The following is a 14,371-nucleotide window of genomic DNA, read 5'->3' as shown; positions in this document are numbered from 1 at the left end:
TTATTGACCGCGGTCATTTTTTGATTCTATAAACTGACCACGGTCACTTTTTCAGGAGATACCCGATGCAACCGAAAAAGATTCTCATCCTTGACGGACACCCCGCAGAAAGCAGCCTGTCACGCACATTTGCCGAAACGTACAGGGACGCGGCCCGCAAAAACGGGCACGATGTACGGTTGGTTCATCTGAGCGATCTGCAATTCGATTTTGATTTCGGTCAGGGCAATTATCACGACTTCAAACCACTTGAGCCGGTTCTGGAACAAGTGCTGCAAGACTTTGAGTGGAGCGACCATCTGGTCCTGACCACCCCCATGTGGTGGGGCGGCCTTCCAGCCAAACTCAAAGGACTGATCGACCGAATGTTCATTCCGGGGCGAACCTTTGACACACGGAACACTACCAAGATCGGGTTTCCGGCCCCGATGCTGACAGGGCGCACCGCGCGTGTCATCCTGACGTCAGACACGCCGGGATGGTTCATGCGCCTGATATACCGGCAGGCGCTTATCCGTCAGGTACGGGACCAGATTCTTGGGTTCGTCGGCTTCAAACCAACGCGTTTCACCTATTTTTCCGGTGCAAGCTATCCCAAGCCCGGCAGCGTAGATCGCTGGGTGGAAAAAGTATCAAGGATCGGGGCCGCTGCGGCTTGAACCACAGCCGACACCCACATCTACCACATCGTTTTTGCGGCGCGTGCAAGCCATTCCTCGTCATATTGCGCGCCGCCTTCCACGCCGTCTGATGCCTCGGACAGAAGCTGGCCTATCGTGGGAAGATTGCCGCTTTCGTCACCACTTGACCAGATACGCGCCCGGATCAGAGCACGGGCACATTGGCTGTATATCTCGGCGATTTCAACGACGATAACGGTCGCTGGGCGTTTGCCGGCCTTCTCGAATTGATGCCGCAGGGTCTCATCCGCCGTTACCCGCGCCAACCCGTTCACCCGAACGACGTTGTTGGACCCCGGAACAAGGAACATCAGCGAAACACGTGGATCGCGCACGATATTGCGCAAACTGTCCAGACGGTTGTTGCCGCGCCAGTCCGGCAGAGCCAGCGTATTCGCATCCAGCTCTTTCACCACTGGACCATCATCGCCCCGAGGGCTGCCATCCACACCTTCAGGGCCGACTGTGCTGAGCACACAGAGGCGCGATGCGAGGATCCACTTGCGATAGAGAGGCGTCAGTTGATGAACGACCTTTCGCAAGGACGGAGCACCGGGCCGACCATACAAAGCTTCAAGCGTTTCAATGTCACGAATGTGCTCCATCCGGATCAAACCCCACTTCCCGCATCAACTCGTTGGAACGTGTTTCTATCACATCTTCCAGCCGGGCAAGGAATTCGTCCCGGCCAACACCCGGCTCGATTGGGTCGAGGAAATCGACGATCGCAAGGCCCGGTTTGCGCATGACACCCGTTCGGGGCCAGAAAACGCCGGCATTCGTCGCGACCGGAACGCAGGGAAAGCCGAGCCCTTCGTAAAGAACGGCTGTTCCAACCTTGTAAGGTTTCTTCGCACCGGGCGCCACACGTGTCCCTTGCGGGTAGATCACAAGCTGCCCGGGTTCCGAAAACTCTTTCGATACATCCTTGACCATCTTGGTCACGGCAGCACCGCGCTTGCCGCGATTGACCGGAATACAGCCAAGTCGCCGCGCATACATTCCAATGACGGGCGTAAACAAAAGCTCGCGCTTCATGATGAACTTGCCGTGCGGAATGGCATCAAAAATGATGATGATATCAAGAAAAGACTGGTGTTTTGCGGCTATGACCACTTCATTCGTTGGGACCCTACCCCGCACTTCACACCGAATGCCAACCATCCAACGAGCCAGCCACATGGTGCTGTGCGCGTAGGTCTTGCACGCCCTCAGGGCGCCAGCCTTAGAAAACAGTGCATAGGGCAGAAAGACAATGCCAAGGATCAGCATCCATGCGTAGATCACGATCATGAAGATCAATGACCGAACCCATTGAACAGCCATCAACATCAGGAAAGCTCCTTCAATTTGCGTCGGGCCGCAGCCCAGGTGGCAAAAAACGCGACCATGGCACCAAGGATCGGAATAAGAACCGGCAACGCCCAGTCTTTGCCCTGAAAGCCGACGCCAGCCAGAAAACCACCCGATTCCGAGGCTTCGGGCAGCATCAGAACACCGGTCATGCCCAGCAATGTACCGACTGATGCCCCAAAGAATGCGCGATAGGTAAACCGCCTTACGAATGCGCCCGCTATGAACCCATCGCGTGCACCGACCAGGCGCAGCACTTCGATGATCTGGGCATTTGCGGCAAGCGACGCGTTGGCGGCAAGGGTAATCATGGCAGCCGTCGCACCGCCGATCAGCAGGATCGAAATCCACCCCAGACGACGCAGGGACATCGCCGCATCAACCAAAGGCTCCCGCCACCGCGTATGATCATCCAGCACGGCGCCCGGCACTTCGGCCCCCAGTCGCAATCGCAACCCGGCCACGTCGATGCCCGGTTCGGTTTCAATGATCTCGATAAGCTGCGGCACGGGCAACGTATCCAGCGGCAGATCCGGCCCGAACCAAGGGGCAAGCAACGCCGCCTGCTCTTCCTGCGTCAAAGCACGGGCCGAGGCCACGCCAGGCGTCTGGCCCAGAACGGTAAGCGCCGCCTCGGTCTGGGCTGCACGCTGTTCCGCTGGCGCGTTGATACGCAGGGTTGCAGCTCCGGCCAGTTCCGAGGCCCAGCGATCCGCAATGCGCCCCGACGCCAGAGACAGGGCCAGGGCGAATACCGCAAGAAACGCCATCGCACCCGCGACAAACAGAGTCAGGTGCGCCGTGTATCCCGTTGGGGGAACAACCCGGTCTGCCCGTTTGTCACCGCGCAACAGATTTCTGAGGTCAGGGCTGATCATAGATCCGCCCCCGCCAGTTGCAGCTTGCGCTGCGAAATACGCAAGACACGGGCCTGTACCTGGCTTTTGGCCGCGCGGATCAGGCTCAGATCATGGGTGGCGATCAGGACGGTTTTGCCCATCCGGTTCAGTTCGATCAGAAGACGCAGCAGCCGTTGCGACATTTCCCAGTCAACATTGCCTGTCGGCTCATCCGCCAAAACCACGTCAGGCGACAATATGACGGCACGCGCCAGAGCGGCCCTTTGCCGCTCGCCGCCGGACAGTTCAGGCGGGAGCGCTTCGAGCCTGGCGCCAAGACCCACCCAACTAAGCAGCTCGGTCAGGTTTTCCTGCTCGGATGTTTCGGAACGCCCGGACACCATCAGTGGCAACGCGACATTTTCTGCAAGCGTCATGTGGTCAAGGAACTGACAATCCTGATGCACGACACCAACGCGGCGACGCAATACGGCCAGCTGGTCGCGATCAAGCGTTGAAATATCCTGGTCAAACACGCTCAACCGCCCCGAGCTCGGCAGCAGGGCACCATAGCACAGCTTGAGCAACGTGGTCTTGCCCGCCCCGGAAGGCCCGGTCAGAAAGTGAAACGAACCCGGCTGCAATTGTACCGAGACATCACTCAGCAATTCACCGCCACCATAGGTGTAGCTGACATTTTCCAGCTCGATCACACGTGCCCCCGTTATTTTGCCGCTCTTCTTGCCCGAGCATGGTGATGGTTTCAATGGCTCTACCGAGTCCAATTGGTGACACTTGACCCGCGAAACCGAAAACGCTCTTTGCTGTTGGGTCTTAACCGAATATCATTCCTGAAAAAACTATTATCGGCCCTTCGCCCGGCCGAGGAGGCAGCATGCGTCTTACATGTCCGAATTGCAGCGCGCAGTACGAGGTTCCTGACGAGGTCATCCCCGAGGAAGGCCGCGACGTACAGTGTTCCAACTGCGATCAGACCTGGTTCCAAGCGAAGCACCCTGCCGAAGCCGCAGAGGCACCGGACGAAAAAGCGGAAACCCCTGAACAGGATGACGCATCGCCCGACGTGGTCGACGCTCCGCAGGGCGTTGAACCGGAACCTGTTGAAAAAGCGGTATCCGAAGACAAGCCAGAAATTGATGAACCCGCCGCGCCCACCGGGAATGTCGATCCGTCCGTCGCCAGCATTCTGAGAGAGGAAGCTGCCCGCGAAGCGGAATTGCGGGCGCAGGAAGGCAGCAGCCTCGAAAGCCAGCCCGATCTGGGGCTGGATACGCCGCCAGAACCCAAGGTGCGCCCCAAGCGGCCTTCGGCTTCGGAAACCGCTGTCGATGCCGGGCAGAAAGACGCGCTGCCGGATGTCGAAGCCATCAATTCAACCATGCGATCAGATGAGCCGGAAGAGGTCCCGCAGCCACCCCGCAAATCGGGCGGATTCCTACGCGGCTTCGCGTTGATGCTGATCATCGGCGTGGTTCTGTATCTGATCTATGGAAATGCCCAACAGATCAGCGAAGCGGTCCCTCAGGCCGACCCGTTGCTGAGTTCATACGTGTCGCTTGTGGATCAGGCGCGTATCTGGCTTGAGGCACAGGCTGGATCCGGTACCCAGAACTGAGGTCTAGAACCGCTCCAACAAACGTTTCAGGTATTCCAACTCGATCTGAGGACGGTCCGATTCCCCGGTTCTGCGCCGGATTTCATCCAGCAGTTCCCGCGCCCGGCGATACACGTCTTCGCCTTGCAGCAAATTCTCATCTGTTGAAATCGAACCGGCGGCACCCGGGTTTCGGCCCAGCGGATCGCGGTTGTTGGCTTGCATGTCGCCATCCTGCGTTCCCTGACCCGGCTGATTCTGCTGGTTCTGCGCCATCGCCTCACCCAGCGAACGCATCCCTTCGCGCAGGGCTTCCATGGCCTCGGATTGCCGGTCGATGGCTTCGGCCAGATCATCCCCACGCAGGGCCTGTTCCGCCTCGTCCATGGCGCGCCCGGCCCGGTCCAGCGCCTCGCGCGCGGCGTCGCCTTCGGGCGTACCGGCACCGGGCAACCCCTGTTGCTGGCGGCTCAACTCATCTCTCAGCGCCTGCTGCCGATCCGCAAGTGTGCCTTGACCCTGCTGGCCTTCGCCAGCCTGATCCGAGCCTTCCCCCTGACCGCCCTGACCTTCGTGGCTTTGCCCCCGGCCTTGCCCGCCATTGCGTCCCTCATTGCCCTGGCTTTCACCGGATTGAGCGCCCGGGTTGAACTGTTCCTGCAAATCACGGAAGGCCTGATCGCTCAGACCTTGTTGCTCGCGCAGAGTTTCCGCAAGACCTTCCATGGCCTGCTGACCTTCGGACTGCTGCCCACCGCCCTGGCCCTGAGTCACACGCATGTTTTCCATCATCTGCTGGAACTCTTCCAGCGCCTGCTGGGCTTCAGCCATTCGGCCCTGTTCCATGAGCTCCTGAATGCGGTCCATCATGCGTTGCAGATCATCCTGCGTCATTTGCAGGGACTCGCCGTTCTGGCCCTGCTGACGCTCGCCATCTTCGCCGTTTGGCTGGGCCAACCGTTGCAGTTGTTGGAGGTAATCCTGTGTCGCTTCGCGCAATTCCTGCATCAGTTCCGCGATTTCCTCGTCGCTGGCGCCGTTCTTCATTGCTTCGGTCAGACGTTCCTGCGCGCGCCGCATCCGTTCCAGCGCATCCGCAAGCGTGCCGTCCTCGATCAACACGGCAAGATCCCAGAGGGCCTGCGCGATCTCTGCCTGCTGTTCGGGTTTCAACCCGTATTGATCAAAGGTCTCAAGCCGCCGCAGCACGACCCTCAGACGCAAATAGGCAGTTTCCGAACGAAACAAGTCCTCTGGCAGATGCGATACAGCCCGCAGCAGTTGCGCGATCCGAGGCGCATTGGACCGCGACCACAGCAGATCGCGCCGTTGTTCAATCACCGCAGCGGCCAGCGGATCAAAGAACCGACGGGCCGGAAGGTCGGTCACATAAGGTTCGGAAGACGATTGCTGATCCGCCGCGTCCGTAGCCATCAAGGTGATCCGGACCGGCAAATGCGCCCATGGGTGTTGCGAGAAGTCCTCGATCAGTTCTTCTGCAAAATCCGCCCGATCGCCGGTGATCGGCATAGGCAGTTCAACTGCGATCGCTTCGCGTGGCTCGGGCTCTGCTGCCAGACCATAGCGGCGGTCAACGGCAGCCAGATCCAGCTCGATCCGGGCAGAGCCTGAAACCACACCATAGTCATCTCCTGCGACGAATGGCAGCTTCATCTGCCCGCCCGCTTCGGCCTCAGCCGATCCAGCCACGGCTATCTGTGGTGCCGTGTCGTCAATGATCTCAACGGCCCATTCCCGCCCCGCTGGCCCGTCGATGCGCAACTGGCCAGAGCGTTCTGCCACGAACTCCTGCTCGGGGTCGGTCGCCGCCTCGGCCCCCAGGGCCGAGCTGTTTTCCGTCAGGCTATGTGCGCCAACCTCACCATAAAGCCGCAAGGTAACGCGACTGCCTTTGGGAACGGCAAGCTCTGCATCCGTTTGGTCCGCAAGATACAGCGTTGGAAGGCCCGTATAGCGCGGGGGTTCGACCCATCCTTCCCAAGTCGGCCCTTGCCCGGCGGCGGCAGTGCCCGGGGCCATGTCCGCCACAGACCCCACGCGCCACAAAGAGCCGAAAACCAGCGCCACGACAAAAGCCAGCAACGCCGCGTAGCGCAGTGCATAAGGATCTCGCGATGCCAGCCGAAGATCTGGTTTCACGGCCTCGGCCGTTGCGACCCGTTGCGCCATCCGGGCTTTGTGGGCTTGCCACAGCGCCACGGAATCCCGATCGGCCGCACCGATGGCCTGATCATCCATCAAGGCCTGAATTGGGCGTCCCGGCAAGGTCTCATCCAGCCGCACCAAAACGTCGGCGCGCGAGGGCAACTTGAGACCCCTCAGGCCAAGCACCGCGGCCGTCAACAACAACCCCAGGGACAGCGCGCCAACTGCCCAGACGATTTCCACGGAAACAACATCTTGAAGCCCCAGCATCAATGCCGCAAGCAGAACAAGTGCAATCGAGAATGCCGGCCAGAACGCGCGCAACACCTGTTCAGCCACCATGCCGACATGGGTCAGCCACACGGACAGGCGCGGAATGGGCAGGTTTGAACGGTCGGACAAGACGGGCCTCCGGGGTTAGGCCCGCGCGGTCATCGCGTCAAAGCCATGAAGGTATGGTATCGCGGTTTATGATTTCGTCAAAGCTTGGTCGTTCACGAATGACTGCAAATTGATCATCATTGACCAGAACCTCGGGGATCAGCGGGCGGGTATTGTACTCGCTGGCCATCACCGCGCCGTAGGCACCCGCGCTGCGGAAGGCGATCAGGTCACCCGATTTCAGCGGCGGCATGTTGCGTTGTTTGGCAAAAGTGTCACCGGATTCGCAAACCGGGCCAACGATGTCATAGGCTTGCTGTTCCACGCCTGCCGCCGGTTCCTGCACCGCGACGATATCATGATGCGCCTCATACATCGCCGGGCGGATCAGATCATTCATGGCGCCGTCGACAATCAGGAAATCACGGCCTTCGCCCGACTTCACATAGATCACTTTGCTGACCATCAGCCCCGCATTGCCTGCGATCAGGCGGCCCGGCTCGATCTCGATCTCACAGCCCAGATGGCCCAGTGTTTTCTTGATCAACGCGCCATATTCCACCGGCAGCGGCGGCGCGTCATTCGAGCGGGTATAGGGGATGCCCAATCCACCGCCCAGGTCAAGACGGCGGATGTTGTGGCCTTCAGCCCGCAACTGCTCGGTCAGTTCGGCTACTTTCTTATAGGCCAGCTCGAATGGTTCGAGTTCCGTCAGCTGCGAGCCGATATGGACGTCGATGCCGATCACCTCCAGTCCCGGCAGGCTGGCCGCATGCGCATAGACGTCCGAGGCGCGGGATATCGGAATTCCAAATTTGTTCTCGGACTTGCCGGTCGCGATCTTGGCGTGGGTCTTGGCATCAACATCCGGATTCACTCGGACCGTGATCGGAGCAACCACACCCAATTCCAGTGCAACGGCGTTGATCACTTCCATCTCGGGCTCGGATTCGACGTTGAACTGACGGATGCCACCGGTCAGCGCGGTACGAATCTCATCCGCCGTTTTGCCCACGCCAGAGAACACGATCTTGTCGCCGGGAACGCCCGCCGCCTTGGCGCGCAGGTATTCCCCGCCCGAGACCACGTCCATTCCCGCGCCCGCCTGTGCCAGAGTTTTCAGGATCGCCTGATTGCTGGCCGCTTTCATCGCATAGCAGACAAGGTGGTCCGTGCCGTCAAGCGCATCGTCGAACAGTTGAAAATGCCGCAGCAAGGTTGCGGTGGAGTAGACATAGAACGGCGTTCCGACCGCGGCAGCGATTTCGGAGACAGGGACATCCTCGGCGAAAAGCGCGCCGTCGCGGTAGAGAAAATGATCCATGTCTGCGCGCTTAGACCAGAAGATGGCTTCGAATCAATGGATTCCGAACCCATCGACCAAGTTTAATTTCGGGTCGAAACTCCAACCCGGCCATAGCCCGAGATCGAAACTCCGGTGCCCGATTGCTTGGGCTCTGCCGCAGGTTCCGGGCGTCTTGCCGATGTAGGTTCGCAAGCCGTCAAAGCCGCAAATACCAGAAACAGTCCTAGTGTTCTCATTTCAGTATCTTTTCTTTGGATGACATGCGCACCGACATGCCACCTCACGTTGGTGGATATAAAACCGATGCGCAATATGAAAGTGGCTTAGAATCCCAGGTAAATCCCCAGCGGCCCACGGCTTAGACCTACGCCACCGCCTACATACGCTCCACCAGAGCCAACGCCGACGGTTGCACTGACAGTTGGCTGAGCGGGCGCAGGCTGAACGGGTTCACCGTCGGCTCCGCATCCGGCCAGCATTAGGCCGGACCCTGCAATCAGAATCGCGCGCAGCACGGTCATCACACCATTGCCTTCCATCGTTCAACCTGAGCACGCACCTGATCCGGGGCCGTGCCACCATAGGACTGGCGTGAGTCTACAGAATTTTCGACACCAAGGACAGAGTAGACGTCATTTGTGATCTCGGCATGGACCGATTGCATGTCGTCCAGCGTCAGATCCGGCAGGTCGCAGCCCTTCTTCTCGGCCATGGCCACCAGCGATCCAGTAACATGATGCGCGTCACGGAAGGGCAGGCCCAGCACCCGCACCAGCCAGTCGGCCAGATCAGTTGCAGTCGAGAAACCCGAACCCGCCGCAGCGGCCAAGCTGTCGCGATTGGCGGTCATGTCCTTGACCATGCCTTCCATCGCCGCCAGCGCCAGCATCCAGTTGTCGGCGGCATCAAAGACCTGTTCCTTGTCTTCCTGCATGTCCTTTGAATAGGCCAGCGGCAGGCCCTTCATCACCATGATCAGCGCCGTGTTGGCGCCAAATATCCGACCCACCTTGGCACGGATCAGCTCTGCCGCATCGGGGTTTTTCTTCTGCGGCATGATCGACGAGCCGGTCGAGAACCGGTCGGACAGGGTGACAAAACGGAACTGGGCCGAGGACCAGATCACCAGTTCCTCGGCAAACCGAGACAGATGCACGGCGCAGATCGAGGCCACGGACAGGAACTCCAGCGCGAAGTCACGATCGCTGACGGCGTCCAGCGAGTTGGCGGCAGGCCGGTCAAAACCCAGCGCCTGTGCCGTCATATGGCGGTCGATGGGAAAGGACGTTCCGGCCAGCGCCGCAGCACCCAGTGGCGATTCGTTCATCCGGGCGCGGGCGTCACGAACGCGGGACAGATCACGGCCAAACATCTCGACATAGGCCATCATGTGATGGCCCCATGTCACCGGCTGCGCCGTTTGCAGGTGGGTAAAGCCCGGCATGACCCAATCGGCCCCGGCCTCGGCCTGCGCCAAAAGCGCGCGGATCAGGGCCAGCAAGCCGCTCTCAGCGGCGTCCAGCTGATCACGAACCCAGAGTTTGAAATCGGTTGCGACCTGGTCATTGCGTGACCGGCCTGTGTGCAAACGGCCTGCGGGCTCTCCGATGATCTCTTTCAGACGGGCCTCGACATTCATGTGGATGTCTTCCAGCGCGGTCGAGAACTGGAACTCTCCGTTCTGGATTTCTGACAAAACGGTGAGCAGCCCTTCCCGAATGGCTTCGGCGTCACTATCACTTATGACGCCTGTGGCTGCCAGCATGGCCGCATGGGCGCGCGAGCCTGTGATGTCCTGGGCTGCCATCCGCTGATCGAACCCGATCGAGGCGTTGATTGCCTCCATGATCGCGTCTGGACCGGCGGCAAAGCGGCCACCCCACATCTGGTTCGAGGATTGATCGGTCATGTAAGAAAACCCGGAGTTGATATGCGCCTATTTCGTTTGATCCCCCTTTATATGGCCCTTGCGCTGGGTGCAAATGCCGCCTTGGCGACCGATGCCGAGACGCTGGCCCCTCTGCGGGAAGACAGCCTGAAACGTCTGATCCTGCACAAGGAACCGAAACCCGCCAAATCAATCGAATTCCAGCTGGAAGATGACGGCGGCGTCGGCACGCTTGCCGATTATGAGGGCCAATATGTGCTGCTGAATTTCTGGGCCACCTGGTGTGCGCCTTGCCGCAAAGAGATGCCTCAGATCGCTGAACTTCAGGAAGAGTTCGGCGGCGACAAGTTTCAGGTTCTGACACTGGCCACGGGCCGCAACTCGCCTGCCGGCATCAAAAAGTTCTTTGAAGAGAACGGCATCGCCAACCTGCCCCGTCACCAGGACTCCAGTTCGGCCGCTGCCCGTGAGTTCGGCGTCATCGCCTTGCCGATCACGGTCATCCTGAACCCCGAAGGGCAGGAAATCGCCCGGCTGATCGGCGACGCCGAATGGAACTCGGACAGTGCCAAGGCGATCATTTCGACGCTTGTTGGCGCCGAAAGTTAACGCATTTAGAAAAATTTGCGGAATTATGGTACCCTCCCACGCATTAAGAGTGGGAGGTTTTTTATGAAACATACGATTTTATTCCTTGCTGTTGCAGGCACATTGGCAATCGCTGGCGCCGCACACGCGGACTACAAACGGATCAAGACCGCAAAGCAGTTCAATTCTGATATTGTTGGGAAAAAGCTGACAGACGAACAAGGCAATGTTTTTGTCGCGAATGCTGATGGCACGATTTCAGCCAAACTCAAAAGTGGGAAAAAGTTCAGCGGAACCTGGGTCTGGAACAAAAAATTCTGGTGCCGAAACGGAGTATTGGACGGCAAGGCACTGGGCACGGATTGTCAGCTTTGGGAAATTGACGGGGCCACGGCCCGAATGACCCGTGAAAAAGGCAAGGGCAAAACAACCATTTATTCGATCAACAACTAAAGGCGTCAGCCCCTTTCAATCTCGTGATATACTGTTCCTGCCCTGCCGGGCAGGGCCGGCATATTTTTTTGGAATGGAGGCAATGATGAAACCCGTCGTACTGCTGATCGGACGGTTGCCAAATGTGATCGGTGATGTGGCGCGGCAACTGGATCATCTGCCGATTCAGTGGCTGGGCGCACATGACACGGACGAGGTTCGGAAACAGCTGGATGCCGAGCCCCGGATTGCCTGCGCCATCCTGGGCGCGGGGCTTGACGACACGATCCGTGGTGAAATGGTGGGCATTATTGCCGCCCGCCGCCCGGATATCTGCATCCACCTGAAGGATCGTACATCCGGCCCCGAGGGGCTGGTGCCCTTCGTCGAACGTGTGGTGCAACACGAGATACTGGAACGGCTGGAAAACAGCTGACGCTACGCCACCTTTGACAGAGTTTCAACTCCTTTGCACTCTGCGCTCAGGAGGATGGAATGCCACTTGAAATTCTACTGGCGCTGGTCGTCGGCGGCATAGCTGGTGTCACCCTGTTATTGCATCTCACCGGCAGGTCGCAGCAGGTGATGCTGACGCCCGACATTGCACGATCACAATGGGCACGTCACTTTCCGGACGATGATGTGGTCGACGTCACGGTTTCCCATGATGGCCACGCCGCGGTGGTGCGCACCAGTTCAGGCAATGGGTTGCTTTGGTCCTTCGGGGCCGACACCGTGGCCCGGCATCTGATGGACTATGATCTTCTGGATCATCCGGAAGGCTTTGAGATTCTGTTTCACGAGTTCTCGGTGCCCAAAACACTCATCCGACTGGACGAATTCGAACGCCGTCACTGGTGTGACCTAATGGAGCCCGCATGACAGACCAAATTAGTTTTCCCGATGCGGTACAATGGGCCGTTCCCTTTTTCATCGCAGCGATTCTGGCCGAGTTTCTGTGGATCGCAGTCAAAGGAAAAGGCGGGCGTTATGAAACACGCGATGCGGTGACCTCTTTGATCATGGGGGCCGGAAACATCGCATCGGGTTTTTTGCTGGGCTTTATCGCCTATGCGTTTTTCATGTGGCTGTGGCAGATCACACCGATGAACCTGGGTACGTCAATTCCGGTTATCATCCTGTGCTTTGTCCTGGACGATCTGCGTTACTACTGGGTCCACCGCTTTGGCCATCGCATCCGCTGGGTCTGGGCCAGCCACGTAAACCATCACAGCTCGCAGCACTACAACCTGACGACCGCGCTGCGGCAGACCTGGACCTATACGTTCACTTTCATGATGGTCGTACGCGCCCCGCTGATCCTGCTTGGGTTCCATCCTGCGATGGTTTTGTTCGTCGGTGGCCTCAATCTTATCTATCAGTTCTGGATTCACACCGAGGCCATCGGCAAGATGCCCCGCTGGTTCGAGGCCATAATGAACACGCCCAGTCACCACCGCGCCCATCACGGCCGCAACGCGCGCTATCTGGATTGCAACTATGCCGGGGTGTTCATCATCTGGGACAAGCTGTTCGGCACCTTCGTCCCCGAGCAGGAGGACGACCGGGTGGACTATGGCCTGGTGCACAATATCGGCACTTTCAATCCCCTGCGGGTGGCCTTTCACGAATGGGTGGCCATCTGGCGCGACGCGACCCAGCCGGGTCTGACCCTGAAACAGCGGCTGGCCTACTGCTTTGCCCCACCTGGGTACAGCCATGACGGCAGCCGGGACAGTTCGGAACAGATCAAGGCCAAGCATCTGGCGCGCCACCCGGAAGACCGCGGAACGCCAGGTTTTGAGCATCTGGACAAAAAACTGCCCAGCGGACAAGCAGAACAGGCCTGAAACGGCCGGCTGGAACCTGCTTGTGCCTTGAATCTCGGTCATTCAGCGCCATATCAGTCAACAGGCGCCGTGTGTGAGTGAGCGAGGGTCGGTATGAATCGTTTGGCAACCATTTCAACCTTTTTCGGCCTGTTCGGCCTGTTGATGGCCATGCTCGCAGCCCTTGGGGGCGCCGTTGCAGCCCTGATCGCGTTGGGTTTTGCAATGATGGCCCTAGGTGCGATGGGCGCGATACTTGGTGCGGCAGCTTCTTTGTCGCGCGCGCGGCAATCCACCCGCTGAGCCCGCGAGACGGAAATTTTTCCGAACCCTTAACCGCAGATTCATCTCTTTGCCCCGAGACTGTGACCGGACACCTGTCCCGGACACATGGGAATCCGCGCTTATGGGAAACAAAAAACTGGCAAATCTGCCTGAGGGGTCGGACAGCCCGTTGAATGCGGCCGTTTCGACGCGGGATCGTTCGGTTGTGCAGATGGCAACCGATGCCGTGAAGCATAAGCAATGCAAACTGGCTTTTCAGCCGGTGATTCAGGCGCACGCCCCGTACCGAGTCGCGTTTTACGAAGGGTTCATTCGGGTTCTGGACGAGACCGGCCGCGTCATCCCGGCGCGCGAATTCATGCCTCAGGTCGAAAATACTCCTATCGGCCGCGATCTGGACTGCGTCGCGCTGGAGCTTGGGTTGCGCACATTGGCGAGGAACCCGGAAATACGCCTGTCGATCAACATGTCTGCGCGCTCGATCGGTTATTCCAACTGGTCCAGAATACTGGACAGATTCCTGAAACGAGATGCCGGATTGGGCGAACGCTTGATCCTCGAAATCTCCGAAAGCTCGGCCATGCAGGTGCCTGAGCTGGTTGTCGACTTCATGGACCGCTTGCAGGATCGCGGCATCGCTTTTGCGCTGGATGACTTTGGCGCCAGCAATTTCAGCTTTCGGCATTTTCGCGAGTTTCTGTTCGACGCAGCCAAAATCGATGGACAGTTCGTTCGGGGCATCAGCAACGATCCCGACAACCAGACTTTGGTGCGGGCCCTGATTGCAGTGGCCCGTGAATTTGAAATTCTGGTTACGGCCGAATCGGTTGAAACGCAGGAGGATGCCGCTTTCTTGGTGGCAAGTGGCGTGGATTGCCTGCAAGGATTCTTGTATGGCGCACCCAGTGTCGTGGAACCCTGGAAGCAGGAAAACGGATCAAAAACAGGCAGTTGATTGCCTGTTCATCGACATTTTCCTACCATTTCCGACACTGAGACAAGCTGCCCG

Annotated in this window: 18 protein-coding genes; 9 read left to right on the top strand and 9 right to left on the bottom strand. The window is 58.9% G+C overall.

Going from position 1 to position 14,371, the window contains the following annotated elements:
* Window positions 1-65: 65 nt before the first annotated feature.
* A complete protein-coding gene (locus tag FIU92_RS01215; RefSeq protein ID WP_152456820.1) occupies window positions 66-659 on the top strand; it encodes an NAD(P)H-dependent oxidoreductase in 594 nt (197 codons plus the stop codon).
* A gap of 20 nt (window positions 660-679) precedes the next feature.
* Here the strand turns inward: FIU92_RS01215 and FIU92_RS01210 are convergent, their stop codons facing one another.
* The 4 genes from FIU92_RS01210 to FIU92_RS01195 are packed head-to-tail and all read right to left on the bottom strand — an operon-like array spanning window position 680 to window position 3,585.
* Window positions 680-1,285 (bottom strand): pyridoxamine 5'-phosphate oxidase family protein, encoded by a 606-nt coding sequence (locus FIU92_RS01210; protein ID WP_152456819.1) that lies wholly within the window; start codon window positions 1,283-1,285, stop codon window positions 680-682.
* Complete coding sequence (locus FIU92_RS01205) at window positions 1,269-2,012, bottom strand: 1-acyl-sn-glycerol-3-phosphate acyltransferase (RefSeq protein WP_152456818.1); 744 nt, start codon at window positions 2,010-2,012, stop codon at window positions 1,269-1,271. The genes FIU92_RS01210 and FIU92_RS01205 overlap by 17 nt, the downstream gene beginning before the upstream one ends.
* Window positions 2,012-2,911: an ABC transporter permease gene (locus tag FIU92_RS01200; protein WP_152456817.1), complete on the bottom strand. Its 900-nt coding sequence runs from the start codon at window positions 2,909-2,911 to the stop codon at window positions 2,012-2,014. The genes FIU92_RS01205 and FIU92_RS01200 overlap by 1 nt, the downstream gene beginning before the upstream one ends.
* Entirely contained in the window at window positions 2,908-3,585 is a 678-nt protein-coding gene (locus tag FIU92_RS01195) for a cell division ATP-binding protein FtsE (protein ID WP_152456816.1), read from the bottom strand. The genes FIU92_RS01200 and FIU92_RS01195 overlap by 4 nt, the downstream gene beginning before the upstream one ends.
* Window positions 3,586-3,767: 182 nt before the next feature.
* On the opposite strand from FIU92_RS01195, the gene FIU92_RS01190 reads away from it, so the two are divergent.
* Entirely contained in the window at window positions 3,768-4,508 is a 741-nt protein-coding gene (locus FIU92_RS01190) for a zinc-ribbon domain-containing protein (protein WP_152456815.1), read from the top strand.
* A 3-nt stretch (window positions 4,509-4,511) separates the two neighbouring features.
* Here FIU92_RS01190 and FIU92_RS01185 read toward each other — a convergent pair whose 3' ends face one another.
* The 5 genes from FIU92_RS01185 to argH all read right to left on the bottom strand — a co-directional run bounded on the left by FIU92_RS01185 (window position 4,512) and on the right by argH (window position 10,249).
* Window positions 4,512-6,995: a TIGR02302 family protein gene (locus FIU92_RS01185; RefSeq protein WP_152459808.1), complete on the bottom strand. Its 2,484-nt coding sequence runs from the start codon at window positions 6,993-6,995 to the stop codon at window positions 4,512-4,514.
* A 97-nt stretch (window positions 6,996-7,092) separates the two neighbouring features.
* The gene (gene lysA, locus FIU92_RS01180; RefSeq protein WP_152456814.1) at window positions 7,093-8,358 is read right to left on the bottom strand and encodes a diaminopimelate decarboxylase; all 1,266 of its coding nucleotides are present in this window, start codon (window positions 8,356-8,358) and stop codon (window positions 7,093-7,095) included.
* A 62-nt stretch (window positions 8,359-8,420) separates the two neighbouring features.
* A complete protein-coding gene (locus FIU92_RS22665; protein ID WP_171229797.1) occupies window positions 8,421-8,576 on the bottom strand; it encodes a hypothetical protein in 156 nt (51 codons plus the stop codon).
* Between the two features lie 87 nt (window positions 8,577-8,663).
* Window positions 8,664-8,879 (bottom strand): hypothetical protein, encoded by a 216-nt coding sequence (locus FIU92_RS01175; RefSeq protein ID WP_224854660.1) that lies wholly within the window; start codon window positions 8,877-8,879, stop codon window positions 8,664-8,666.
* Entirely contained in the window at window positions 8,861-10,249 is a 1,389-nt protein-coding gene (argH, locus tag FIU92_RS01170) for an argininosuccinate lyase (protein WP_152456813.1), read from the bottom strand. The genes FIU92_RS01175 and argH overlap by 19 nt, the downstream gene beginning before the upstream one ends.
* 21 nt (window positions 10,250-10,270) lie before the next feature.
* On the opposite strand from argH, the gene FIU92_RS01165 reads away from it, so the two are divergent.
* The 7 genes from FIU92_RS01165 to FIU92_RS01135 all read left to right on the top strand — a co-directional run bounded on the left by FIU92_RS01165 (window position 10,271) and on the right by FIU92_RS01135 (window position 14,317).
* Complete coding sequence (locus FIU92_RS01165; protein WP_152456812.1) at window positions 10,271-10,837, top strand: TlpA disulfide reductase family protein; 567 nt, start codon at window positions 10,271-10,273, stop codon at window positions 10,835-10,837.
* Window positions 10,838-10,852: 15 nt separating this feature from the next.
* Window positions 10,853-11,269 (top strand): hypothetical protein, encoded by a 417-nt coding sequence (locus FIU92_RS01160; protein ID WP_216646555.1) that lies wholly within the window; start codon window positions 10,853-10,855, stop codon window positions 11,267-11,269.
* Window positions 11,270-11,354: 85 nt separating this feature from the next.
* The gene (locus FIU92_RS01155; RefSeq protein WP_152456810.1) at window positions 11,355-11,684 is read left to right on the top strand and encodes a hypothetical protein; all 330 of its coding nucleotides are present in this window, start codon (window positions 11,355-11,357) and stop codon (window positions 11,682-11,684) included.
* Window positions 11,685-11,743: 59 nt separating this feature from the next.
* Window positions 11,744-12,130, top strand: a complete 387-nt coding sequence (locus tag FIU92_RS01150; protein WP_152456809.1) for a hypothetical protein — start codon at window positions 11,744-11,746, stop codon at window positions 12,128-12,130.
* Window positions 12,127-13,098 (top strand): sterol desaturase family protein, encoded by a 972-nt coding sequence (locus FIU92_RS01145; RefSeq protein WP_152456808.1) that lies wholly within the window; start codon window positions 12,127-12,129, stop codon window positions 13,096-13,098. Before FIU92_RS01150 ends, FIU92_RS01145 begins: the two co-directional genes overlap by 4 nt.
* Window positions 13,099-13,191: 93 nt before the next feature.
* A complete protein-coding gene (locus FIU92_RS01140) occupies window positions 13,192-13,380 on the top strand; it encodes a hypothetical protein (RefSeq protein ID WP_152456807.1) in 189 nt (62 codons plus the stop codon).
* 103 nt (window positions 13,381-13,483) lie between these two features.
* Window positions 13,484-14,317 carry an EAL domain-containing protein gene (locus tag FIU92_RS01135; protein ID WP_152456806.1) on the top strand — a complete coding sequence of 278 codons (834 nt, stop codon included), beginning with the start codon at window positions 13,484-13,486 and terminating at the stop codon, window positions 14,315-14,317.
* The last annotated feature ends 54 nt before the right edge of the window (window positions 14,318-14,371 follow it).

Origin of the sequence: Ruegeria sp. THAF33, from assembly GCF_009363615.1 — a bacterium.
Taxonomy (GTDB): domain Bacteria; phylum Pseudomonadota; class Alphaproteobacteria; order Rhodobacterales; family Rhodobacteraceae; genus Ruegeria.
Note: the sequence above shows the minus strand (reverse complement) of the source record. Positions and strands in the feature narration are given on the sequence as shown.